The 25,721-nt window shown below is 62.7% G+C and carries 13 protein-coding genes; 9 read left to right on the top strand and 4 right to left on the bottom strand.

The window, feature by feature from the left end; all coding sequences use genetic code 11:
* Positions 1-69 precede the first annotated feature (69 nt).
* Together FNU79_RS09590 and glnA are read right to left on the bottom strand one after the other, a co-directional pair.
* Positions 70-1,227, bottom strand: a complete 1,158-nt coding sequence (locus FNU79_RS09590) for a branched-chain amino acid ABC transporter substrate-binding protein (protein ID WP_143720626.1) — start codon at positions 1,225-1,227, stop codon at positions 70-72.
* Between the two features lie 234 nt (positions 1,228-1,461).
* Positions 1,462-2,820 carry a type I glutamate--ammonia ligase gene (glnA, locus tag FNU79_RS09595; RefSeq protein WP_124867759.1) on the bottom strand — a complete coding sequence of 453 codons (1,359 nt, stop codon included), beginning with the start codon at positions 2,818-2,820 and terminating at the stop codon, positions 1,462-1,464.
* Positions 2,821-3,225: 405 nt separating this feature from the next.
* Between glnA and FNU79_RS09600 the strand changes: the two genes are divergently transcribed.
* From FNU79_RS09600 to FNU79_RS09610, 3 genes are all read left to right on the top strand, one after another.
* A complete protein-coding gene (locus FNU79_RS09600) occupies positions 3,226-5,379 on the top strand; it encodes a glutamine synthetase III family protein (RefSeq protein ID WP_143720627.1) in 2,154 nt (717 codons plus the stop codon).
* A gap of 266 nt (positions 5,380-5,645) precedes the next feature.
* Positions 5,646-6,476 carry an AAC(3) family N-acetyltransferase gene (locus tag FNU79_RS09605; RefSeq protein ID WP_143720628.1) on the top strand — a complete coding sequence of 277 codons (831 nt, stop codon included), beginning with the start codon at positions 5,646-5,648 and terminating at the stop codon, positions 6,474-6,476.
* 26 nt (positions 6,477-6,502) lie between these two features.
* On the top strand, positions 6,503-6,916 hold the full coding sequence (locus FNU79_RS09610) for a VOC family protein (protein WP_143720629.1): 414 nt from the start codon (positions 6,503-6,505) through the stop codon (positions 6,914-6,916).
* Positions 6,917-6,952: 36 nt separating this feature from the next.
* Here the strand turns inward: FNU79_RS09610 and FNU79_RS09615 are convergent, their stop codons facing one another.
* Positions 6,953-7,159 carry a hypothetical protein gene (locus tag FNU79_RS09615; RefSeq protein WP_124867767.1) on the bottom strand — a complete coding sequence of 69 codons (207 nt, stop codon included), beginning with the start codon at positions 7,157-7,159 and terminating at the stop codon, positions 6,953-6,955.
* 134 nt (positions 7,160-7,293) lie between these two features.
* On the opposite strand from FNU79_RS09615, the gene FNU79_RS09620 reads away from it, so the two are divergent.
* From FNU79_RS09620 to FNU79_RS09640, 5 genes are all read left to right on the top strand, one after another.
* Positions 7,294-7,710, top strand: coding sequence for an NUDIX hydrolase (locus FNU79_RS09620; RefSeq protein ID WP_143720630.1), 417 nt, complete (start codon positions 7,294-7,296; stop codon positions 7,708-7,710).
* Positions 7,707-8,249 carry a gamma carbonic anhydrase family protein gene (locus FNU79_RS09625; protein ID WP_143720631.1) on the top strand — a complete coding sequence of 181 codons (543 nt, stop codon included), beginning with the start codon at positions 7,707-7,709 and terminating at the stop codon, positions 8,247-8,249. The genes FNU79_RS09620 and FNU79_RS09625 overlap by 4 nt, the downstream gene beginning before the upstream one ends.
* Positions 8,239-9,297, top strand: coding sequence for a hypothetical protein (locus FNU79_RS09630; protein ID WP_225430000.1), 1,059 nt, complete (start codon positions 8,239-8,241; stop codon positions 9,295-9,297). The genes FNU79_RS09625 and FNU79_RS09630 overlap by 11 nt, the downstream gene beginning before the upstream one ends.
* A 53-nt stretch (positions 9,298-9,350) precedes the next feature.
* Positions 9,351-9,917, top strand: a complete 567-nt coding sequence (gene tsaB, locus FNU79_RS09635) for a tRNA (adenosine(37)-N6)-threonylcarbamoyltransferase complex dimerization subunit type 1 TsaB (RefSeq protein WP_143720632.1) — start codon at positions 9,351-9,353, stop codon at positions 9,915-9,917.
* A gap of 79 nt (positions 9,918-9,996) precedes the next feature.
* Entirely contained in the window at positions 9,997-20,616 is a 10,620-nt protein-coding gene (locus FNU79_RS09640) for a hypothetical protein (RefSeq protein ID WP_143720633.1), read from the top strand.
* A gap of 89 nt (positions 20,617-20,705) precedes the next feature.
* Here FNU79_RS09640 and rnr read toward each other — a convergent pair whose 3' ends face one another.
* A complete protein-coding gene (gene rnr / locus FNU79_RS09645) occupies positions 20,706-24,092 on the bottom strand; it encodes a ribonuclease R (protein ID WP_404825783.1) in 3,387 nt (1,128 codons plus the stop codon).
* A 1,218-nt stretch (positions 24,093-25,310) separates the two neighbouring features.
* Here rnr and FNU79_RS09650 point away from each other — a divergent pair.
* Positions 25,311-25,670 (top strand): hypothetical protein, encoded by a 360-nt coding sequence (locus FNU79_RS09650; RefSeq protein WP_143720635.1) that lies wholly within the window; start codon positions 25,311-25,313, stop codon positions 25,668-25,670.
* The last annotated feature ends 51 nt before the right edge of the window (positions 25,671-25,721 follow it).

The raw sequence follows: 25,721 nt of genomic DNA on the forward strand, positions 1-25,721 counted from the left end.
AAGGGGCCGGGCACATTGCCCAGCCCCTGTTGCGCGGCCTGTGTTGAAAAGCCGCGAAGCCTACAGGGTTTAGTTGACGGGAGACTTGACGTTGATGGTGGAATCGAGATTGAACTTGCCCGCGCTGATGTTCATGATGTACATCTTGGCGGCTTTGCGGTCGCCCATGCTGTTGAACTGCACCGTGCCGGAAAGCAGGCCGGTGGCGCGGACTTTACGCATGGCTGTTTCGACTTGCTCGCGGCTGGGGAGCTTGTTGCCGTTGTCTTTGGAAGCCAGCAAAATGCCCTGCAGCACCACTTTGGCCGCGTCGTAACCGAAGATACCGAAGCCCTGAATGTCCTTGCCGTAAGCCTTGCTGTACGCGTCGGCGACTTTCTTGGCGGCGGGGAGCGCGTCGGCAGGGGCCGCCACGGTGGTGTAGTAGACGTTGTCCGAGCCTTTACCGCCGATGGTGACCATCTGCTCGCTGTCGAGGCCGTCGCCGCCGACCAGCGGAACGGTGACGCCCGCTTCACGCAGCTGCTTGACGAACACGCCGACTTGGTTGTAGATGCCGCCGAAGTAGATGGCGTCAGGCTTGGTCAGCTTGATTTTCTGGATGATGGCCGAGAAATCGCTCTTTTCTTCGGTGCCTTCGTCGCCGGAAATCTTGGTGTTCTTGGCGAGCAGAGCCTTCTTGACTTCCGCCGTCAGACCTTCGCCGTAAGCGGTTTTGTCATTGAGGAGGTACACGCTCTTGGCTTTGAGCTTGGTCAACATGAAGTTGGCTCCGGCTGGGCCTTGGGCGTCGTCACGCGCCACGATGCGGTTCATGTTCTTGAGGCCGCGGTCGGTGACCTGGTTGGCGGTGTTGGCCGGGCTGACCATAGCCACGTGGCTGGGAGCCAAAGCGGCGCTGGAAGGAATCGCCACGCCGGAGTTGAGCGTGCCCACGACCGCCAGAATGCTGGTGTCGGCGGCAATTTTACGGGCGGCGGCGGTGCCGGTGGCAGGATCGGCTTGATCATCGTAGCCAGTCAGGCTGAGATCGTAGCCGAGTTTTTTGAACTGGGGGACGTATTCGTTGACGGCGAGCTGAGCGCCGTTCTTGATTTGCGAGCCGAGGTCGGACTGGCCGCCGGAGAGCGGGGAGAGGCTGGCGATCTTGAGAGAGGTTTGGGCGCTGGCCGAACCTAAAGCCAAGCTACCGATCAACGTCAGGGCAAGAATACTGGTTTTTTTCATAAGCCTCCAAGTGCCGTCAAAGCGGCAACAGGTTAAGTGGGAACTGGGGACAGTGTATGAGGTACTTAATGCGATGTCAATGTTGGACTCATGGCCTGCCACGCAATTGTCGTTAAATAAACATTGATTGGAAGGTATATTATTGCGAGCTGATCAAGGACTGAGCAATTCTCACTCATTTAACGCTCCAATACTCATCGGCTGGCCTGTTCAGCGCCAAATTCAAAGCTGGCCTCAGACCAATTCGAGGTACTGCCCAATTTCCCAGGGATGAACCACCGAAGCGTAGCTGCGCCACTCGGCCCGCTTGGCCCGCAGGTAGTGCTCGAGGGCGTGTGCGCCCAGCGCCCCGGCGATCACCTCATCGCGCTCCAGGTCGTCGAGGGCGTCGTAGAGGTCACGGGGCAGCTCGCGGACGCGGTGGTGGCGCTTTTCGCGCACCGTCATTTGGTAGATGTTGCGCTGGATAGCTGGTGGCGGCACCGTTTTTTGCGCGATGCCGTCGAGGCCCGCCGCCAGCATCACCGCTAAGGCCAAATACGGATTACAGCTCGGATCGGGCAAGCGGAACTCGGCGCGGGTGGAGTTGCCGCGCTTGGCCGGAACCCGCACCAGGGCCGAGCGGTTGGAAGTGCTCCACGCCACGTTGACCGGCGCTTCAAAGCCCGGCACCAGGCGCTTAAATGAATTGACCGTCGGGTTGGTCACGGCGCACATGCCGGGGGCGTGTTCGAGCAGACCGCCGATAAAGTGCAGCGCGGTGTCGGAAAGCTCGAATTCGCCGGCTTTGTCGTAAAAAGTATTGTCGCCGCCTCTAAAAAGAGAGAGGTGAACGTGGAGGCCGCTGCCGTTGACGCCCGCCACCGGCTTGGGCAAGAAGCTGGCCAGCAGACCGTATTCCAGCGCCACCCGTTTGACCACGAACTTGAAGGTGCTGATGGCGTCGGCGGCGGCCAGCGCGTCTTGATAGCGGAAATCGATCTCGTGCTGGCCCGGCGCGGCTTCGTGGTGAGCGCCCTCGATTTCAAAGCCCATCTCGACGAGTTTGTTGGTGATTTCGCGGCGGATACGCTCGCCTTTGTCGATTGGGGCTAAGTCGAAGTATCCGGCCTGATCGTTGGTCAGGGTGGTGCCGCGCCCGCCCTCGCCGCGCTCGAACAAAAAGAATTCCGGCTCGGTCCCTGCAAAAAGCTTCAACCCACTTTCGGCGGCTTTGGCGATCTGGCGCTTGAGGACGTGACGCGGATCGCCGGTAAACGGCTCGCCTGACGGCAGCAACACGTCGCAGATGATCCGGGCGACTTTGCCGCGCTCGCCTTCTTCGCGCGAGAACTGCGGGTAAATCAAAAAGGTGGAGAGGTCGGGCGAGAGCAGCATGTCGGATTCTTCGATGCGGGTAAAGCCCTGAATGGAAGACCCGTCAAACATCACGCTGCCGGAGAGGGCTTTTTCAAATTGGCTGCGCGGCACCTCGATATTCTTGACGGTGCCCAGCACGTCGCTAAATTGCAGGCGCAAGAAGTTGACGTGGCCATCGTGCAGCCGCTGCAAGATTTCGGCTTGGGTCGGTGAAACGGATTCGGCTGAGTTCATAAAAACCTCGCAGCGAGTAAAAGGAGGTGAGGGTGGGGGAAACGGGGATGAAGGTGAAGGCTCCATTATTTTAGCCAACTGGCCTGCTGGGGGCGCTCAGGCTCTTGGCCGCCAAGTTGATCAGGGGCGCTGAAAGCCAGCTGCACCTTGCAAAATGTAGCAACAAAGCTGTCCCAATGTTCGGATTCAAAGAGTCAAAACGCGCTAAGACTTGAATCAGCACAGAGAAACGAGCCGGAAAGAGGCAAGTTGTCTGACAAATCGTTGACGCCATTTTATGCTGTCCTTTATACTCACACGAAGCCGGAAGACGTTGCGACCTTTTACCCAAAAGCGCGACTCCTTTCCAGAAAGGCTCAGACCTGCTCAGTCCTGCATCCTCAGCACCGCACCCAAGGAGAACGCATGAATCAAGACTTTGAAGTCGTCGCCGCCGCCCGCAACTGGCGGGTTGACGTTGAGCAGCATTACAGCCCCAGCCAAGTGATGAGCGAAGTGTTCGGTTCAGATGTTCTGACGCTCGAAACCCTGCGCCAGCGCTTATCGAAGCCGATGTTCAGGAGCCTGCAGGCCACCTTGGAGCGCGGCGAGACGCTGGATTCCAAAATCGCCGACGCGGTGGCGCTGGCCATGAAAACCTGGGCGATGGACAAGGGAGCCACCCACTACACCCACTGGTTCCAGCCGCTGACCGGCGGCACCGCCGAGAAGCACGACAGCTTTTTGACGCCCAGCGGTGACGGCACGGCGCTGGCCCAGTTTTCCGGCGGCGAACTGATTCAGGCTGAGCCCGACGCGTCCAGCTTTCCTTCGGGCGGCCTACGGGCCACCTTCGAAGCGCGGGGCTACACCGCCTGGGATCCCTCCAGCCCGGCCTTTATCATGCGCCACGCCAACGGTGCGACCTTGTGCATCCCCACAGCCTTCGCGTCGTGGACCGGCGAAGCGCTCGACCTCAAGACCCCGCTGCTGCGCTCCATAGAAGCGCTCAACAAAGCGGTGGTTCCGGCGCTCAGTTTGTTCGAAAAGCCGGTGAGCCGGGTCAGCAGCAGCCTCGGCGTGGAGCAGGAATACTTTTTGATTGACGAAGACTATTTCTACCGCCGCCCCGATTTGGTGATGACGGGCCGCACCCTCTTCGGCGCAAAGCCCCCACGCGGCCAAGAACTCGAAGACCATTACTTTGGCGCAATTCCTGACCGGGTGCTGAGCTTCATGACCGATTCGGAGTTGCAGCTCTACGCGCTGGGCATTCCGGTCAAGACCCGCCACAACGAAGTCGCGCCGGGCCAGTTCGAGATCGCTCCGGTTTACGAGCACAGCAACGTGGCCGCCGACCACCAACAACTGATTATGCAAATTCTGCGTAACACCGCCCGCAAGTACGGCTTGGTGGCTCTGATGCACGAAAAACCCTTCGCGGGCATCAACGGCTCCGGTAAGCACTGCAACTGGAGCATGGGCACCGATTTGGGCGACAATCTTCTTGAACCCGGCGCGACCCCGCACGAAAACTTGCAGTTTCTGTTTTTTTGCTCGGCGATCATCAAAGCGGTGGACGAACACCAAGACCTCCTCAGAATCAGCGTGGCCTCAGCCAACAACGATCACCGTCTGGGTGCCAACGAAGCGCCGCCTGCGATTATCAGCATCTTTTTGGGCAGCGAACTCACTGAAATCTTGGACAGGATTTCCAGCGGTGTGGGAGGGCGCGGCGCAGCAGCGGGCTTTTTGGGCCTGGGCTCTAATGTGTTGCCGCAAATTCCGCGCCACGCTGGAGACCGCAACCGCACCAGCCCGTTTGCCTTCACCGGCAACAAGTTCGAGTTCCGCGCGGTGGGCAGCTCGCAGAGTGTTTCCTTTCCAGTCACGGTGCTCAACACCGTCGTGGCCGACGCGGTGCAGGCGCTGAGTGCCGAACTCAAAGCCAAGCTCGATGGCGGCATGGACCTTCAGGCGGCGGTGGGCGAATTGGTCAAGGCGACTTACGAAAAGCACAGGCGCATCGTCTTTAACGGTGACGGCTACGCCGACGAGTGGCACCAAGAAGCCGAGCACGAGCGCGGCCTGCTCAACATGCGAACCAGCTTGGACGCCATCGCGCATTTGACCGACGCCAAAAACGCAGAGCTGTTTGCCAAGTACCAAGTTCTGAGTGACCGCGAACTGGCCGCACGCCAAGAGATCATGTACGACATCTATTTCAAGAGCGTCAACATCGAGGGCGAAACCACCGAGTCGGTGGCCGCCACCCAGATCATGCCCGCCGCGCTGGCGTACTTGGCCGAGCTGAGCGGCATCAAGCAGGGCAGGGCCGCCGCCGCCATCTCTGAAGAAGTGGCCGCCGCCGCCGACGAGATGTATGACGCCGTGTGCAAGTTGCGCGTGGAGAATGCGGCGGAGGGCGGCGAAGAAATTCAAGACAAAGCCCACCACATGCAGAGCAACGTGCTGCCCGCCATGCAAGCGGTGCGGGTGGCTGCCGACAAACTGGAAAAAGTCGTCGCCGCCAAACACTGGCCGATGCCGACTTATCGGCAGATGTTGTTTGTCAAATAGGGCGGACAAGTAGAACGAAGTTGGAGGCAGGGTGCCGACTTACAGGCAGATGTTGTTTGTGAAGTAAGATTTTAGCGTTAATGGGGCCACTAGAGGAAAGCTTGGCGGCCTCTTTTTGGTGCTTGGCTCGGAGCTTGTCGCCTTTACGGAAAAGAACTGAAACCAAACCCCTTAGGGCTTGGCCATTTCTTTGGCTTTTTGACTGGCGACTCACTCCCGCTCATACGCCGCTTTCGCCTCCCGCTTTCCGCGCTAAACTGCTGTTTATGCTCAACATGCTGCGCCGCCCGCAAGTCACGCCCGCCATGCTGGCCGAGGGGCTATCGGCGCTCGGGCTTGACGGCACTCAGCACGCCATTGTCCACGCCAGCCTGCGGGCCTTCGGGCAAGTCGAGGGCGGAGCGCCCGCGCTGCTCGGCGAACTGATGCGCCGCACGGCCACTCTCAGCGCACCTTCGTTTACTTACGCGACTTTGCTGCGTGCGCCGACCTCGACCATTTATGCCCATTTTAGCCGCGAAAGCCGGGTCAGCCGCGACATCGGGCGGCTGCCGCAACTGCTGGTCGAGCGGCCCGACGCCCTGCGCTCTTTTCATCCGGCGCTGAGCTTCGTGGCGGTGGGCCAAGAAGCCCGCGCCGTCGTGGAAGCCCAGTCGCTGCTCAGTCCATACGGCCCGATTGGAGCGCTCTACGACCTCGACGCGGTGGCTCTGCTGCTCGGCGTGGATCATTCCAGCAACACCACTTTGCACTACGGCGAGTATTTGGCGGGCGTGCCGCTGCTGACGCGCTACGTGCCGCTCAGCGGCCAGGTGGTGCCGACGGCTTTTCCCAATTGCTCGGCAGATTTTGAAAATATCGCGCCGCATGTGCAGGGCCACCACGTCACGGTGGGCCGCGCCCAGCTCAGCGCTTACCGCGTGCGCGACTTGGTGGACGGCGTACAGGCATTTTTGGCTCGGCATCCCGAGGGCATGCTCTGCACTTATCCGTCTTGCCGCTGCCAAGAAGTGCGCCGGATGATCCGTGCTGACGGTCTGACCCCCAGAACGCAACTGGGACGGGCAACCGGAACGCTCGAAATCGCGGGAGACTGAACCACGCAAGACTAGAGGAGGAGAAGGTGAACTGGACGCTTGAAGTGGTGGTGGTTCCCGTGAGCGATGTCAGCCGTGCCAACGCTTTTTACTCGGAGCAACTCGGCTTCCGGGTAGATCACGACACCCAAGTCAGCCCGACTTCCCGCGTGGTGCAGTTGACGCCGCCGGGGTCGGGCTGTTCGGTGGTGCTGGGAAACGCTCTTCAGCAGATGGCCGCTGGCTCACTCAAGGGACTGCAATTGGTGGTCAGCGATCTCCGCATCGCCCACGCCGAGTTGACCCGGCGCGGCGTGAAGGTCAGCGAAGTCAGCGTCATCGGTGCGGGAGGGCGGCGCACTGCCCAAGACGGCGAGGCGCTGAACTACGTCGGCTTCATCTTCTTCAGCGATCCAGACGGCAACGCTTGGGCGGTTCAGCAAATCGATTCGCGTCAGTAAATCATCTGCGCTGAGTCATCCGCGCTGCCCAGCGCTCTAAATCTCGCCCGAATCGATGAGTGCTTTGGCCCGCTGAACGTGGGTTTCGAGGTCGCCGCCTTCCACCGCGACTTGGTCGGTCACGTCTACGCCGTCCACCTTGATCCAGCCCTGCGGCCCGTCATCTCTGCCACCCCACGAGGAGGGAAGCGCCACGTCCACTTGATCGGCTTGGATCAGGCGGCCTTTGTATTCGGTTTGCATGGCCCTAGCCTAGCGTGAGCGCCCTGACCAGACCTAAAAAAAGATTGGCCCAGCATTTACATTTACCAACGGCCCCCGACTCGTTTTGCCTCCCCCACCGGCCCCCAGCTTGAACTCACCCTTATACTGCTGAAATGATTTCATCTTCCCCCACGTCTCAAGTGCCGGTACCGGGAGCGGGCGGTGTGGTGCTGCGCGGCCGCCGGGTGCTGCTGGTGCGCTACAAAAGCGGTGACTGGGCTTTTCCCAAAGGTCACCTCGAAGCGGGCGAAAGCGCCCAGCAAGCCGCCGTGCGTGAGGTGCGGGAAGAAACCGGCGTGCAGGCCAGCATCGCCGGCGAGTTGCCCACCACCCACTACACCAATGACCGGGGCGAGGCCAGAGCCATCACTTGGTTTTTGATGGAGGCCAGCACCGAAGCGGGCGAACTCGAAAGCACGTTTATTGAGGGCGGTTTTGTAAGCGCCGACGAAGCGCTGAGCACGCTGAGCTTTGATGAAGACCGCGAGCTGCTCCGCGCCGCTCTCAAGCAAGCTGGACGTGAAGGATGAGCCTGCACAGTTTGGAAGGCTTTACGCCGCAGATTGACGAATCGGCGTTTATTGCCCCCAGCGCCGACGTGATCGGGCGCGTGGTGATCGGCCAAAACGCCTCGGTGTGGTTTGGCGCGGTGCTGCGCGGCGATTTGGAGGCGATCACAGTGGGAGAAGGCAGCAACGTGCAAGACGGCGCGGTGCTGCACACCGACCCCGGCTTTCCCTGCACTCTCGGCCAGAACGTGACGGTAGGCCACCGCGCCATCGTTCACGGCGCGGTCTGCGCAGACGGCAGCTTGGTAGGGATGGGCGCGGTGATGCTCAACGGCAGCCGCCTCGGCAAGGGCGCGGTGCTGGGCGCGGGGGCGCTGCTCCCCGAAGGCCGCGAAGTGCCGGACGGAATGCTGGCGGTGGGCGTGCCGGCCAAAGTCATCAAGGCCGTGGACGCAGCAGGCAACGCCGCCAACTACGTCGCCAATGCGGCCCGCTACCGTGCTGAACTGAAGAGTGCTAACTCAGCCAAAGCCCAAGGAGACGGCTCCCGTGACCAATAATCCTCAGCCAGAAGGTGAAGGCAAAGACGCCAAGCGCCGCACAGCCCCGCGCCGCAACGCGCCCGAACAGCCCCTCACCGAAAAAACACCGCAGCCCGAGGCGGAAAGCGGCGAAAGCAGCCTGGCGGGCTTGCTCGACGGTTTGATTTTGCCGGAAGACCTGCTGGTGGAAGGCCGCGAAAGCAGCGCCAAGTCCCCTGTAGACACGGACGGCAAAACAGAGCTGCACCTCAGCGTCTCGCCCCAGACACAAGCGCAGGCGCAAGTGGGGAGCGCAAGCGCCATGATGGTCACGGCGCTCACACCGATGTTTCCCGGCACCACGCCGTTTCTGGCCCGCTTTCTGCCTGCCGTGACGCCAAGCCACACCGGCATCCAAACAGGATTTTGCAACTTACACGACTTCCTGCGCTTTTTGCACGACCAGAATTGGTACGGCTTTTTGCACGCGGGCCTCGGCGAGCAGGCCGCTTACGTGCTGGTCTACGAAGGCCGCACCGTGGCGGCGGCGGGCCTGAGCAGCACCGGAGAGCAGGCGCTGGGCGAACTGCTGCACCTCTACGACCAGGGTGCGCCGCTGTCGGCTTATCCGCTCGATCAGCGCCTCGCCCACATTCTCAGCGGGGTAGGCAGCCGGGCGTGGAAGTTCAATCTCACCGACGATTTTACCGGGCTGCACTCGCGCCCCGGCGAAGCGGTGTTTTACGATCAGGGGCAAGTGGTGGCGACCTTACCCGCCGGCCTGTCGTATGAGGGGGCTTTTCCCGCGCCGCTGCGCCCACAAACCCTGATTTTGCCGCGCAGCTTGGCCGGCTGGGCGCATCACGGCTACGTAGCGACTTTGCGCGGACGCGACGCGGTCAACGCCATTACTGCCGCTTACCAGAGCTTCCGCGCCCGCTATGGCCAAGATGGGCTGAGTTTCCAAAAAGCCTTGGTGGACGGCCTGACTCCCGCCGAATACGCCCTGCGCCGCGACGTTGCCCTGCACGATCTGGAAGCCCTCCTCAAAGAACTCATCGGCGCTGGATATTTGAAAGAGGACTGAATAAGGCGCTGCATGTTCTTAACCAACAGCACTCACCGAAGGCCCCAACCCAAATGAACTTATCTCCTGACCCCATTACCCTTGCCATCGAAACGGCCACGCCTTATCTGGCGCTGGGATTGCTGACGCCGCACGGCGAATTTTGCGAAGTGCGCCAAGTCGGGCGTGCCCACGCCGAGCAGCTTCCTGCCGCTCTGGAAATGTTGTTCGCGGCAGCCAATCTGCCAAAAAGCGCCGTGCAGCAAATCGTGATCGGCACTGGGCCGGGGTCGTATACCGGCGTGCGGGTGGGGGCCAGCTACGCGCTAGGACTGGGCCGCGCCATCGGTGCGCCCGTGCTGGGCATCGGCACCTTGGAGAGTTTGATCGACGCCCAGCACGAGGGAGAGCAGGCCGTCTCGCTGGACGCCCGCAAAGGCCAGCTTTACGGCGCGGTGTACCGGGTCAGCGGCGGCAGCATCGTTCAAACGCTGCTGCCCGCCGCCAAGTACGACCAAGCCGACTTTGCCGAGCGGGTCAGCGCTTATGTGTGGCGGCAAGACCCCGCTCCCGACGCTGCGGCTTTGGCCCGCGCCGGAAGGCTGAGCGGCGCGGCGAAATGGACCCTACAGTATTTGTGAAAGCCGACTTGTTCGAGTCCACTTTTTCTGATGAGGCTGTGAGTATGAGGCGCACTCGGCTCATCACGCAGACCTTAGAATGAGCGCTGTGATTCTGCGCCGCCTCGCTCAAATTTTTGCTGTGTTGCTGGTGGCGGCGCTCCTGCTGATCGCGTTTGGCCCGGCCCTTTACGGCCCAGCCCTGCTGGCCAGAGTGGGCGGACCTTATCAGCTTTCGGCGGCGTCCGTCAGCGGGCCGCTGTGGAACGTCTCGGCGCAGGGTTTGAGTGTCAAGGGGCCGGGGGTGAGCGTACGGGCCGAGCAAGCCCAAGTGGGCCTCGCGGCGCTGAGCCTCGGCGACAAAACGGCGCGGCTGAATCTGGCCCTCAGCGGCGGCGTCATCAATTTGACACTCAAAGACCTGTTCAAGAAAAGCGCGGGGGCAACGCCCAGTTTGCCGCTGACTATCTTGCCGGGAAACGTCTCCATCAAAGATGTGCGCCTCAACTTCAACGGAAAGGGAATGGAGATTCCCAACGGGCACTTTGCCGTGTCGGGCAGCAGCACCGGCGACAATCAGGGCCAACTCAAGCTCAGCGGGCAAACCGACTACGGCGACGTGAACGCGGCCCTGAACTACGCCGAGAAGAACGGCGAGCTGAGTGGCAAAGCCGACTTTACAGCCGACGCCCGCTTGGTCAATTTTTACTGGCGGCCCGGCGGCGTTACGGCGGGCCGGGTCACGGGGCAGTACCGGCTCAGCGGCGGCCAGTTGGAAGGCGATTTTAAACTGGTCGGCGGCGCGGTGCGGGTTCCTGAAGCCAAGTTCGTGGAAATTGGGCCGGTCTCAGGCCGGTTCACCCACCGGGGCGACGTGATTCAGGGGCAAATCAGCGGGCAAGGCTTGGGCGGCCCCGTCACGGCGCAGGCCAAAGTGGATCTGGCCGCCCAGCGCTTTGAGGTCAGGGCCCAAGCCAGCCCGACCTTGACCGCTTTGGGCAAAGCGCTTAAGTTGCCTGCCAGCGGCGCAGTGCAGCTCTCGGCGCAGGTCAGCGGCTGGAAGACCGTGAAGGCCAGCGCCCAGCTTAAGAGCGCTCAGGGCCAATTCGTCAATATTCCTTACCGTGAGCTGGGAGCCGATTACGCTTTCGCCTTTGCCAAAGGGCACATCCAGCAAAACACCTTGCGGTTCGGAGCGCAGGCCCGTTTGTTGGGTGAACGCCAGCAGATCGCGGGCAACTGGACCTTCAACAAAAGCGGCGCAGTGACGCTGAGCGGCCGCCTGGCCCAGAAGCCGCTCAACTTGAGCGGCCAGATCAATGCCAAAAACAAACTGACAGTGGCGGGCACGGGCCTCGGCGGGCCGGTGGAAGCCAGTTATCAACTCACCCAGCGCGAGCTGAGCGCGACGCTGCGCCCCGACGTTTACACCCTGACGGGCCGGCTCTCGGTGGCGGGCAAAGTCAACGATTTGGCGCTGAGCGCTTCGCAACTCAAAGTCGGGCCGCTGACGTTCAGTGGGCGGGGCCGCCTGAACGAAAAAGGCTTACAGGCCAGTTTGGACGAATCGGCGGGCGGCTCCGTCTCGGTGGAGACTGACCGCCGCTTCGTTGGAACGTGGCAGGCTGACGGGTTGGGCTTAGCGAGCATCAAGGCGGATGGCAGCGGCGCGATTGATCTCATCAAGGGACTCAGCGGGCAACTCAGCGCCGAGGTGACCAGCGTCTCCAGTTCGCTCAGCGGCCCGGTCAAGCTTAATTGGCTGACCCGCACAGGCACTTGGCAAGCTGGAGATCAACGCCTGACCTGGAACGGTGAAACGTTTGGCGTGATCGCCAGCAACTTAAAAGCCGCAGGCCTGATTGTCAACGGGGCGGCCAATTACCGCACCGACACCCGCCAAGCCAGCATGCAGGCCACCACCAACTTGCTAGGCGAAGTGCAGAAGCTGGCGGGCCAGTGGACGGCGAATCGGGGGGGACGTTTTAGCCTCGTCGGGCAACTTCTCAAGGAACCTTTGAATTTGAGTGGGAAACTCGGCGCGCAAAATCAAGTGAGCTTACAAGGTCGGGCCATCGGCGGGCCAGTTCAGGCCAACTTCAATCCAGCCAGCTTGCAGCTCAGCGCTCAGCTTGAACCCAGCCTTTACGGCGTCACCGGCAAAGTCGCGGTCAGCGGCCAGCCGAACGACTTGGCGATCAAGGCCCAAGCGGTCAAGGTCGGGCCACTGACCCTGAACGGTCAAGGGCAATTCAAGCAAGGCCGGGTGCAGGCCAATTTCAGCGAAACGGGCGGCGGCGTGCTGGGTGTGAGTGGGCCGCTCAACGATCTGACGTTCAAAGCTCAGGGCGTCAAAATCGGGCCATTGACGTTGGCGGCGCAGGGCAAACTGAATGATTCAGGCTTGCAGGCCAGTGTGGACGAAGCGGGAGGCGGCACGCTCTCCGTGAGCACCAACCGGCAATTTGTGGGAACGTGGCGAGCTGACAGGTTGGGTTTGGTGGGGATCAGCGCCAACGGCAGCGGGGCGATTGACCTCACCAAAGGCCTCAGCGGACAGCTCAGCGCTCAGGTGCCCAGCGTCTCCAGTGCGCTCAGCGGCCCCGTCAAGCTCAATTGGCTGACCCGCACAGGCACTTGGCAAGCCGGTCAGCAGCGCCTGACTTGGAACGGCGATACCTTTAGCCTCAAAGCCGACCACCTGAAGGTGCAGGATTTCAGCATTGGCGGCCAAGCGGCTTACCGCCTGACCGACCGCCGCGTAACGGGGCGACTGACCGCCAGCGGCAACGGCGTCAACGTGGTGGCGACGGGCCAAGGGCAGCAAGCCAGACTCAGCGGCACCGTGCGCGGCGTGGGGGTGCAGGCGCTCAGCGATTTGCAAGCGCCCTTCACGACGCGGGTCCAAGTCAACGGGGCTGACCTCGCGGGCAAGCTGAGTCTGAGCAGCACAAACGGCGTCAACTTCAATTTGCAATCCGGCAAGCAGAGTGCTCAGGGCAGCCTCGAGGGCCAAAACTGGAACGTCACCGGCGGAGTGGATTTGGCGGCGCTGCGCCCGCTGCTCGGCGTGGGCACGCCCGCACTCAGCGGCAACCTCCAGCTCAATCTGGCCGGACTCGGCGGCACGGCCAAGCTGCAAGCCAGCCTCGCGGGCGCTCAGGTCGGCGGCACCTTGACCCGGCAAAACGGTGCGGTGTCGGCCAACTTGAGCGGCCAGCTCAGCGACCTCACGGCGCAGCTCAGCGGCCAAGTCTATCCGCAAGTTCAGCTTTCCGGCCCAGTGACTTGGCGCGGCGTGGGCGGCCCGCAAACCGTGAGCGCCCAGCTCAGTGGTTCTTACGGCGACCTGCGGGTGCGGGCCTCCGGTCAAACCAGCGCCATCGACACCGGCAGCGTGGCCCTGCCGTCTCAGGCGCTGCGGCTGGAAGGCAGCCTGACCCCCACGCTGGCCCTCAACAGCAGTTGGGGCGACCTCGGCCTGATGTACAAGGGCGGCGAAGTCTCGGCGCGGGGTCAGCAGACGCTGAGCGCGGCGGGACAGGCCGGGCAAGTCCGCGTCGACGCCACCTGGAAACCGGATTACAGCGGCAACCTCAGCGCAGCCGGCCAGCTCGGCGAGTACGCCTTCAGCGCCTCCGGCCCTTGGACGGCCCTGAAGGTCAACCTCAGCGGCGCAGGCCTGACGGCCACAGGCCGCGCCAACGCCCGCACCCTCGATTACGTTTTAGATGTCGGCGGCTTGTTAAGCGGCGTGAATGTCAGCGGCCAAGTGCGCGGCCAAAAAGCGGCCCTGATCGGCACACTCAAGGCCAGCGACGGACAAGGTGGACAGGCCGACATCAAAGTCAACTCGCTGAACAGCTTCACGCTGGACGCCCAAAACTTCAAAGTGGCGGGCCAGACTTTGCAGGGCAAACTGAGTGCCAAAAACGGCCAGCTCAGCGGCTCGGCCAAGCTGGGGCCGCTTGATGTGAAGGCCAAAGACGGACGGTTCACGGCCTCCGGCACGCTCTATCAACACCAAATCAACGCCAGCGGGCGGCTGAACTTGCCCACGGCGCTCAGCGATCTTAAGCTCAAGGTGGACGGGCCGTATCTCAGCGCACAGGCCAGCGGCAGCGGCAGCAAGCTGCTGGGAAGCGTGCGGCTCAAGGCCCAGCAGTACGGCAGCGGAGCGCTCAGCGCCCAACTTCCGGCGCAGGACTTGCCGCTGGAGGCGTCGCTCTCTCCCCTGTCGGTCAAGGTAGGCGGACTGCGTTACGCGGGCGCCAACTGGAGCGGCGACACCCGCGTGCGCTACTCCATCAATAAAAAGCCCAGTTCTTTGCGCTTGATCGGCAATGGAAAGACGCTCAGCGCCGCGCCGCAGGGTACACTTTTGGCGGGTCAAGTCAAGGTCTTGCCAGAATTTGGCGGCACACTCAAGGTGAATTTGGCCGAGTTGGAAGCCGCGCTGCCGCCCACTTTGTTGCCCGCCAGCGTCAAAACCAACCTCGTGCCGGGCGTGCTGAGTGCCCAACTCTCCCTGAGCGGTGCGGCGCTCAGCCTCAGCGGTGGGCGCTGGCAAGGTGAAGTGCTGGGCCTGAGCGGACAGGTCGGCTGGAGCGGGAAGCTCACCGCCAAAGCGCTGCTGACTTTGCCGACTTCGCGGCTGCCGATCAGTTACGACGGACAAGACCTGCGCCTGCAAAACGCGGTGCTGGACGCTCAAGCTCTCAGGCCGGTCTTGGAAACTTTGAATGCCTCTTTGGCCGACTTAAAAGGCCAGCTCCGGGCCGACGTGACCGTGCCCGGCCTTGACTTTGCACGGGCCAGCGGAGAGGCCAAGGTGGATTTGAGCCTCAATCAGCAGGCCGCACGGGGCCAACTCAATCTGCGTGGGGGCCAGCTCAGCGCCGCGCTCCGCAGCACCTTGGGCGGGCAAGCGCTTTCGGTCACAGGGTCGCTGTACCCACAGGCCGACGCTACTTTTGAAGTTGGCGGCGTGCGCGGCACCGTCACAGGGGACGCCCGCAGCTTGGACGCCAACACCAGTTGGATGGCCCAAGCCGCCGGAACGTTTACCGCCGGCCCCCTTCAGGGCCGTTCAGTGACAGCAAGAGCCAGCCTCAGCCCCCAGATCGCCAGTCTCAGCGGCGTACTGGACGGCCTGAATCTCGATTTAAGTGCTCAGAAGGCGGCGAGCGAGTGGACGGTGGAAGGCACCTTCAACGCCGCCGATCTCAAGCCTCTGACCGGACAAGTCGGCCAAGTGGCCGGAACGCTTTCCGGCACGCTCAGCAAGCTCACGGCGCAGGCCAGCGGCGACTTTGCGGGCGTGGCTTTTGAAGTCCCGGCCACCTATCAGAGCGGCGTCGTCACTCTTCAAGACGCTCAACTGAGCCGCCCACTCGGCAACTCACCCAGTGACGGCTCAGCGCGGGCCAGCCTCAGCGGGCAAGCTTATCCGGCGCTTGATTTGAGCGGCAGCGCCACCCTAACGGCCTACGCCCCCGGCACCTACAGCCTCAGCGCGTCGGGAGCTTACGCGGCTCCCCGACTGGCGCTCGGCGGCGTGCTGACTTCGGACGTGCTGGGCTTCGGCCTGACTGGAACGCGCTTGGATGCGGTGTTAAAAGGCCAAGACTTCGTGGTGACGGCGCAGGGCGGGCCGCTGGCCGGAGTGGCGCGGGGCCGCACCGACGCGCCCAATTACCTTCAGACTGCCAACCTGACTCTGCACGCACCATACCGAAACGGCGACACCAAATTGCAACTCGATGGCCCGCTGAGCTGGAACGCCAAGACCGGCTGGGGCGGAGCGCTGAGCGTGGTGGGTGACGCGCCGGGCGGAGCTTTAAGCGCCCAACTCAGCGGCAACGGCCCGCTGAAGGTGCAGGCCAGCCTCGGCCCAGCTCAGCTCAGCGGCCAGTTTTCAGCCAGCTTGCCCACTTCGCCCAACGGCAGCCTCAAACTGGCTTCTCTGGACATCGGCGCGTTTTGGCAGCGGCCACAACTCCTGCGCCTCAGCGGAATAGCCGACCTGGGCGGCTCCAGTTGGGCCGACCTCAGCGCTCAGTTCAGCGGGCAACTCGAAGACGCCGACGGGCAACTCAGCGGCGACCTCAGCGGCGAGTATGCGGCGGGGCAAGCCAAGCTCAGCTTAAACGGCCAAGCCCTTCAGGGTTCGGCAAAGCTGAGCGGCGCTGAGTTCACGGCCTCGCTGAACGCGGCTGGGGTCACGCTCTCGCGCTTGCTGCCGCCCTCGCTGGGGGTCGGCTCGCTGCGCTTGTCTGGTACGGCGCAGGCCAGCGGTTCCACTTCGGCAGGTCTGATCAGCCTGAGCGCTCAAAACCTCTCGCTCAGCGGCCAGCAAAGCGCCGTCGGAGACTTCAGCGTCAGCGGCTCAGCCCGCTACAGCGGCGGAGTGGCGCGGGCCGATTTGACCGGGCGGGCTTACGGCGGCGATCTCAGCGCGACCGGCAGCTTTCAAAATGGCCTGCGAATCAAAGCCAGCGGTCTGACTTTAAAACAGTACGGCGTCACGGCGGCCAGCGGCGACCTCGTTTTGCGCGGCGATTATTCCAATCCCACGCTCAGCGGCGTGCTGCGGGCCACGCGGCCTGAAGGCGAGGCCACGGCCACTGTGTCGGGCCAGTTGCAAGACCCGCAAATTCACCTCAAAGCTGCTCTGACTGGCCCTTACAGCGGCACGGTTTATGCCGACGCGGCGCAGCTCAACCTTGCCCAGCAAACAGCTCAGCTTCACCTCTACGGCAATGTGACGCAGGCCAAAACGGACAGTGCCCAAAAAGGCAGCAACTGGCTCAACCTCGATCTGCGCGGCGTCTGGCCCAAGCTCAGCGGAGAGGCCACCGCCCGCCTCGTCAGTTTGCGCCAACTCGGGTTCAACGAACCGGTCAAGCTGATCGGCAGCGGCGACGGCTCGTACCAACTCAGCGCCGGCAGCCTCGGCAGCGGGCAACTCAGCCTTACTGGCCTCAACCCTGTGGTGAAGGCCAGCGCCACCCTGACACCGCTCGCCCTGATCGGCGCGGAGGGCAACGGACAACTGAACGCCAGCTTGAGCGGGCCGCTGACCGATTTGCGCTTGGTGGCCAGCGGCACCTTCAGCAAGCTCAGCCGCAGCGGGGTGAGCCTCCCCACCACCTCGCTGAGCCTTTCCGGTTCGCTCACCGCACTCCGGGGCGAGGTGCGCCAAAACGGCGCGGCAGTCGGCAGCTTCGACGGCCAGCAACTGCGGTTCACCAATCTCAAAGCGGCGGCAGCGGGCCTTGATCTGACCGCCAGCGGCAACGCCAACCTGAGTGGACAGAACAGCGGCGAAATCAGCGCCCAAGTCAGCGCAGCGGGCGCGGCCAACGGCGCGGCCAAGCTGACCTACGGCGCGGCGGGCCTCACGGCGGCGGGGCAACTGACGGCGGCAGGCTTTGCAGGAGCGTTCGACGTAGCGGCCACTCAAAAAAGCGGTTGGAGCGGCCAGGTCTCGCTCAGCGGCGGGCCGGTCATCAGCGGGGTGGGAGCCGTGCTGAGCGCGGGCACGCCGCTGAGCCTCTCGGGGCCGTTTGCCGCCCCGAGGCTCAGCGGCACACTGGGTTTGGTGGGCGCACAAGCTCAACTGACGGCCAGCAGCGGCGGCGCACGCCTCACCCTTCAGGACGGCCCCACCACGCGGGCCAGCGGTAGCCTGAGCCTACTCAAAACAGGGAGTGGCTATGTCTGGGAAGGCGAAGGCCGCCTCATCCGGCCGGAAGGTGAACTGGACTTGGGCCTGAGCGGAGAAGCGGCCAACCCGCAAGCCCAGCTCAGCTTCCGGCGCGGCGAGTGGACGGCGCACGGCGAGGGCAACTTGAAAGGTGCTCAGCTCCAATTGTCAGACGGCGTGAAGAGCGGCAATTTGAGTTATGACGGCCAGACTTTCAGAATCAGTGCAGAGCAGCTCGATCTGGCCCGCCTGCACATCGGCGACCTCAGCGGGCAAGTCAGCGCGGTGGGGGCACTCGACAACAAACTCAGCGGCTCGGCCAGCCTCAGCTTCAGCAATCTCAGCAGCGGAGCAGTTTTGCCTTATTTTGAGTTGCCGCTCACCGGTTCCGGCTCTGCCCAAGTCAAATTCGCCAACGGCAAAGGGCAAGTGCAGGCCAATGTCACCGCGCCTTACGGCCAAGTTGTGCTCAGCGCCGAGCAAAATGCGGCGGGTGGGCGCTGGAGCGGCAGCCTCAAAGGCCAACTCACCAAAGATCAGGGCCGGATTTTGGCGGATGTCAGCTTAGACGACAGCGGCGCGGGCGGGCAGCTCAAGCTGGAAAACTTGCCGCTGAACGTCTCCAACTTGCCCGTTAAGTTGAACGGCACAGTGACGCTGGCGGGCCAGAACTTCACGCTGGACGGCGAGGCGGTCACGGACATGGGCCGCGCCGACGTGAGCGGTGACGGCGGCATCGCCGATCTCGCGCCCATTTTGAGCAACTACACCGCCCTCAAACCCAGTGAGGCGGGCTACCGAATTCAGGTGGGCGTCTCCAACTTTGATTTGGCGCAGCTCAAACTCGCTCAGGGCATCGGCGGGGCCATCAGCGGACAACTGACGCTCAGCGCAGACAGCGGCAGCTTCGCGGTTTCGTCCAAAGCCCTGAAGCTGGGCAACGCCAGCTTTCCGGCGCGGATCGACGGCACGCTGGCGGGCGGCGACTGGCGTCTGCGCGGCTACGTGGGCAGCTCCACGCTCTTCGGGGCTGTCACGAATGGGCAGCTCAGCGTTCGCAGCCAGCTCGAAGCGCTGCCGCTGGGCAACATCATTTCCGGCTTTACCGGCAAACTCCCCGGCGACGGCATCGTGACCGGCATCGCCCGCCTTGACGCGCCACTTTCGGACGTGTTGTCGGGCAGCCTGAATGTGGTGGCCGAACGGGTGCGGGTCACGTCGGGGGCAGACACACTCATCGGCTCCGGCACAATAGACTTCCGCAACCGCGAGCTGCGCCAATTCAAGTTGCAGCTCGACGGCGCGGGTCAGTGGCGCATTTCGGGAGAGTACACCCGCCAAAATGTCAATTTGCAGGCGGCCTTTATCAACACCACCTTTACGCCGGTGCTGGCCTTCGTGCCCAGCCTCAGCGGCGTCGCTCCGGCACTCAAAGGCAGCTTGACGCTGAATGTGGGCGGCACTTATGAGCAGCCCACCGCCACCCTCAGCGGCTCGAATTTACTGGGCAGCGTTTCCGGCATCAACGTGCAGGTGCCCAGCCTCAGCGGACAACTCGGCAACGACGGTCAGTTTACGGCGCAGGCCGCCGTGCAGGCGTCGGGCAATTTGGGTACGGCGGGGACACTGCGGGCCTCAGGACAGTTTGCCAACAGCCAGCTCAGCGCCACCGTGCTGCGCTACCAAGGCACCCTGAGCGCCGACCTGCTCGGCAACCTCGGCACCCTGGACGCCAGCTTGACGCAGGGGCAGGGCCGGAACGCCCAGAATCAGGGCACTTGGACGGCTACCGCCGCTGCTCAGCAAGGCGGAACGCTGAGTCTGAGCGGGCAAGTCAGCCCCAGCATTGATCTGAAGGTGGTCGCCCAAAATTACAACTTGCCGGTCCGCAGCATCTACGCCCGCGAAAGCAGCCTCAATGCCGCGCTGAGCGCCAAATCGCTGGGCGAGCAGATTGTCGTCAGCGGCCAGGCCAGCTTTGATCGGCTGATTTTGGGACGGGTCGGTGCGGCGAGCTTGCCCGGCACCGTCAGCAGCGCCACTGGCAACGACCCTCTAAGCAACTTCGTCAGCCCACTGCCCGACGAACTCACTGTCTTCCCCAGCAAAACAGGCGAGAAGCCGGTCAGCCCCTTTCTTCAGCGCGTCGTCTTGCAAGACATTCCCATCACCGCGCCCAACGGCATTCGGGTAGACGAGAATCTGGCCCAAGCCGAACTCTCGGCCTCGCTCACCTTGTCCGGCACGGGCGCTTCACCGAGACTGAGCGGCAACGTCAAGAGCTTGCGCGGCAATTTGCTGCTGCGCGACAACAACTTCAATTTGCAAAATGCCTCGGCCAATTTCGACGGCAGCAGCTTGTATCCGGTGTTCAGCGTCACCGCGCAGGGCCGGGTGCCGGATCAGAGTGGCAAAACCATCGGCGTGCAGCTTCAATCGGACGGCTCCTTCGTGGTGCAGTCGGGGGCGCGGGCGCTGAAACTCGACACCGAGCTGAGCTGCACCACCTGCACCAGTGCGGGCGACTACTCGCAGGCCGAACTCTACTCACTCTTGGCCCTCGGCACGCCCGATATCACCACGGTGGGCAGCAACATCGGCTCACTCGGCCAGAGCGCCATTAGCACCGCGCTGAATCTGTTCGTGCTCAGCGAACTCCAGCGCAACATCGCCCGCGCTCTGGGCGTGGACGTCTTCCGCATTTCCAGCAACCTGATCACCCCAGAGGGCAACCTCGACGCCAAATTCACGGTGGGCACCTACCTCTCCAAGCAGTTTTACGTTCAGTACCAAGTGGACTTGACCGGCAAAGGTCTGTTTGACGCCACCTACACCACCGACGACAACCGCTTTACCTTCAAGGTCAGCACCCCGATCAGCGGCCTTGATCTGCAAACCGTGCGCCCCTCACTGACGGTCGGCTACAACTTCAACGCCAACAACAGCCTGACCCTCGGTGTGCAGTCGGGCCTCGGCACCAGGTTTTCGGTGGGGTACTTGTACAAGTGGTGAGAGGGCAAAAATTCTGGTCTTCCCTGTTCTGGCCACTCGCCACAAAAAAAGCCCAGCACTTTGACTGGGCTTAAAAACTTACACAGAATTTAACTCGGCCCGTTGCCTCCGCGTCGGCCACGGCGGCGGCGGCGGCGGCGGGCTTCGTCGGCGGCACTCTCGGCAGTATCGCCGGTAGCAGTGGCAGTTGCGCTAGCGGCAGGCTGGGGGCGCTGGCTTTGGGCTTCGTTACGGGGCTGACGGGTGTTGCGCGGGGTGTCGCTGCGCGTACCTGCGCCAGCACCGCTAGTTTGGCTGCGGCCCCGAAACTGCTGAGCGCCGCCGCTGCGGTAGCTGCCTTGCTCACGGCCCGGCCCCTCGTCGGGCGGCATGTTCTCCAGCGTCCAATCGCCAAAATACATCCGCTGAACCGTGACGTTCACGGGGCGCAAATGCTCGTTGCGGGGACGGTCTAGGGTGACGACTCGGCGGCGATAGCCGCCGGTGCGCGGGCCGCTGGCGTTTTGAGTGCCGCTTTGCACGCCGCCTTGACGCGGACGCTCCGGGCGGGTATCGGTGCGGGGGTTGTCACTGCGAGGACTATCAGTGCGGGAAGTATCGTTGCGCGAACTGTCACTCCGGGGGCTGTCACGGCGCGGGCCACTGCCCTGCTCACGGCGGGCCGACTGCATAGGCTGGGTGGATTGGGATTGGGCCGACTGGGACTGCGCCGATTGAGCTTGGTCTTGCGGCTCCTGCGCGTCGTCGGGGGCGGCTTGGGGTTCTGCCTCGCCATTTTTACGCGGCAAGAAGCTGCTGAGTTTCTCGCGCTTTTGCGTTTCGCGGTCTTCGCGGCGGCGAGCGCGGGGGCGGTTGTCGTTGCCGTCCATACTGTTCTCCTGAGTTTGTTCTGCTTGAGTGAAGTCAATTTGGCGGGCCAGCGGATTCACACCGCTGATGGTCACGTTGATGTTCTCGCCAATGCGGTAGATGCGCCCAGAAGTGCGGCCTTTGAGGATGCTGGCGTCTTCGATATAAAAGTAGTAGTCGTCGCCGAGGTTGGAGATGTGCAGGCGGCCTTCCACTCCGTTTTCCAGGACCACAAACAGGCCCGAAGCGATCACGCCCGAGACGCGGCCCTCGAAGCTTTCTTCCAAGTGCTCCTGCGCCCACTTGGCTTGGTAATACTTGGTCAGGTCGCGTTCGGCGTCGCTGGCGTTGCGCTCGCGCTCGGAAGTGTGACGGCCCTGCTCGGTCAGCGGCGCGGCGAGGTCGGCCCGTACCCGGTCGGTGACGGGACCGCTCAGCGCCGCCTTGAGCGCCCGGTGAACCAGCAAGTCGGGATAGCGGCGAATCGGTGAGGTGAAGTGCAGGTACTCCTCGAAGGCAAGGCCGAAGTGACCCAGGTTTTCCTCGGCGTACTTGGCCTGCTGCATACTCCTGAGCAGCAGGGTATTGACCACACTTTCTTGACTGGTGCCGCGCACGGCCTTGAGCACCGATTGGTAAGCCTGCGGAGTCGGCTCGCCGCCGGGGAAAGCCAACCCCATGCGGCCAATCGCTCCGCTGACTTCTTGAAAGCGGGCCATCGTCGGCTCTTCGTGGATGCGGAACAGCGTAGGCGCATTTTTTTCGAGGAGAAAATGCGCCACGGCTTTGTTGGCCAGCAGCATCAGGTCTTCGATCATGCCGCGTGCGGTTTCTTCGCGCAGCGGAATGAGCTGCATGTGGCCGTCTTTGTCCACGTCCACTTTGACTTCGCGCAACTTGAAATCGAGACTACCCTCACGCAACCGCTTCTGGCGCAGCTTGGCCGTGATTTTGAGCAGCAGATGTAAGTCGCCTTCCAAGATGCGGGCGCTGCCCTGCAAGGTCGCCACCGCTTCCGAGTAGGCCTGCACCTCGTCGTAAGTCAGGCGGGCTTTGCTGCGAATCACGCTGGGCGTAAAAGCGGTGCTGAGAACTTCACCGTCGCCGGACAGCTCGATCATGGCGCTCATGGTCAGGCGGTCTTCGCCTTCTACCAAACTGCACACCCCGTTGCTGAGGTGTTCGGGCAACATCGGCAGCACCGCGCCGGGGAGGTAAACACTGGTGGCGCGGGCGTAGGCTTCCTCATCGAGCGGGGTGCCGAGCTGCACGTAATGACTCACGTCAGCGATGTGAACGCCCACCACGAAGGTACCTTCCGGCGTCGCCTGAATGTGAATGGCGTCGTCGAAATCTTTGGCGTCGCTGCCGTCGACCGTGAAGATGTGATAGTCGCGCAAATCCAGCCGCTCGCGCAGGGCCGAGTCGGGCAATTTGCGGGGAATGCGCTCGGCTTCCTCCAAAACTTCCGGAGGAAATTCGTCGCGCAGACCGTACTTAACGATCACCGCTTGGGTTTCGGTGGCAGGATCGTCCTCGTTGCCCAGCACCCGCACGATTTCGCCGTACACTTCGTCTTCGCCGGTATCTTCGGGCCAGAACAGTTGCGTCACGACTCTCGCGCCGTTGGGAAGCCCCTCGGTGCCGTCCGGCATCAGCATGATGCGGTGGCGGGCACGGTGGTCGTCGGGCTTGAGGAAAGCGTAAGTGGCCTGGTGATCGAGCGAACCGACGAGCTGCGAGTAAGCGCGGCTGACGATGCGCACCACGGCGGCGCGGGGCGAGCTGTCGCGGCGACTGCGGTTTCCGCCACCGCCGCGCTCATAGCGGTCATTGCCGCCATTGCGGCCCTCGGGGCGAATCAGCACGATGTCGCCGTTCCAGGCTTCAAGCGTTTCGCCTTCTCGAATATAAAAGTCGTCGCCGCCCGAATCGGGGATGACAAAACCAAACCCGCCAGTCGACGCTTGAAAGCGGCCCCGTACCAAGTTCATGGCTTCAGGCAATCCGTAGGTGTGGCGGCGGGTGCGAATCACGTCGCCGCTGAGGGTCAGGTCTTCTAAAAGGCCCGCGAGGTCGCGCCGCACGCCCAATTTCTCACGGCCCTGACGGGTAAAGGTGCGCTCGAAATCACGGACATGCACCGGGCGGCCCAGCTTGTGAAGCTGCTCGATGATCAGTTCTTTGGCTTCGGGGCTGACAGCGTGAGCCGCCGAAACTTGAACAGGCTGGCCGATTTCAGTGTGTTGGGGTTGGGCAACTTGGGCGTCTAACTCGGGCGGCGCGTCGACTATTGCCGCTGCTGGCCGCTCTCCCCTTTTGAGGCGGGTGCCTTTGGGTGTGCGCTCACGCCTGCGGACTTGGGTCACGTCGAGGTCTGCTTCGGCAGGAACCCCCTCGGCTGGCGGCTGCGCTTCCAGAGCGGGTTCGGCGGCCACAGGTTCAACTTCTTCGCTTGGAGCGGCTTCCGGCGTTTCAGGAATGGGCTGAGTGGTGGGTGCCATTTCAAATTGGGTTTCAGGAGCTGGCTCGGCGACCTTACGGCGCTTCCCACGTTTAGGCGGGCTGGACTGCTCGTCAGCCGGCATGGGCAGCAGCTCAGGCTCGGCCAGTTGAGGCAGGGACATTGTCGCTTGAGCAGCGCCCGCTTCAACCTCAGGCGCACCAGCAGATTTCGCGGTGCGGCGTTGACGACTGGCCGCCTTGGGTTTGGGCGTTCCGGCTATCACGGGCACTTGAGCAGTTTCAGGCTCTGGTGACATGTCCGCAATCACGGGTTCGGCCAACACCGGCTCAGGCAAAAGCTGCGCCTGAACCATTTGCGCGGGCTGCTCCGGCTCTGGAAGTTTAGGCTGTACTCCCGCTTTTTGGCGACCTTTTCTTTGGGGCGCAGCGCTCGTCTTGGGCTCGGCAGGCGCGACTTCAGGCTCACTGACCACTGCGCTCAGAAACGCTTCCGCACCTTCACCACGCTTGGTTGGGGAGCGCTTGGAGGCTTTGGCTGGCTTGCTTTGCACAGCTGGAGCAGCTTCAATTCGGTTTTCTAGAACTTGGCTCTCTGGCTCCTGCGCCTTGCTTTTGCGGCCCTTTGGCTTGGGCGATGGCGCGGCGGTAAACTCAGGCAGCAGCTCGGCGGGGAGCGGCTCAGCCTGCATCGTCGGTTTGGTTCGGGCGGATTTGGTTTTGGATGAATTGGTTTTAGGGATGCTCGGCACCTTTTTGCTTGGCCCACTGGAGTTGCTGGACTCTGCTTGCTGGAGGGCTTGTGGGGGAATCACTTCGGCACTCGGCTTGGAAGTGGCGTTGCTCCTCCGGCGCGGCGCGGCTTGTTGAAGGCTGCGGCTGGCGGCTTCGGCGCTCTTTTCGTCCACATTGGTCGGAACGGGCAAAGCAGCAACTTGACTGTCGGTGGGCGCTGGGCGCTCCTGTTTCTTTCTCGGCACTTTGCACCTGTTCAGGACGGGGCGTAGCCTCAGCGCAGTGCGGCGTCGGTCAGCGAGTGACAGGGCCTGCATTTGCGGGGGCCTACGCGGTTCTTTCGCTTGTCTAGGGCTCTACGCTCTTACGGCGCGTCCTGTAGCCCAGAAGCATTCCCAGTTTAGCACAAGGCCACAGGCCTGCGTCGGCTTTTGGCGATCACGTGAACACGCTTCATTTGAGCGTTTGTTAGGACAGCAGGGGGTAAATCACTGAAGAGAATGGTGGCGCGAAACTCGCCGGTCACTTCAGGCCAAGCCCGCACCGCCTACCTCTTGCCCAACTGACCGGCTCATAAGGACTGCAAAGAGCAGACAGGAGCAGTCAAGGTCAGGAAACTGACAGGCGTAGTGCTCTAGAGTGATCCCATGAAGGCCAATAAAGTTGTGGCCGGTGTCATCGCCTCGCTGGTCATGAGCCTGATCTGGTATCTCGCCACTCCAAAGGACACGCACCCTCAAACTATGGCCGACCTCATCTCCTTACGCACTCCTATTGCCTTGACTCTGACAACTGGAGAACGCGTACAGGGCGAATTGCAGGGGGTAGACTCGCTGTGTGATGACTGGCAAGCAGCTTTTCAGACTGACCCTGACACTGCCGTATCGTTGCCAGATGGTCGCTCGCTTCACGCCCGCGACGTGACGAGTCTCGCGGTTGGTCGGTCATCCGCAGGAGCGCTCTGGAGTGAACCCAAAGCGCAGGACCAGCAGGCAAGTCACTTCTAGGCTGGATGATAGCGGGCGGCGAACTCGGCAGGTGGGACGTAGCCGAGACTG

Source organism: Deinococcus detaillensis, assembly GCF_007280555.1.
Classification (GTDB): domain Bacteria; phylum Deinococcota; class Deinococci; order Deinococcales; family Deinococcaceae; genus Deinococcus; species Deinococcus detaillensis.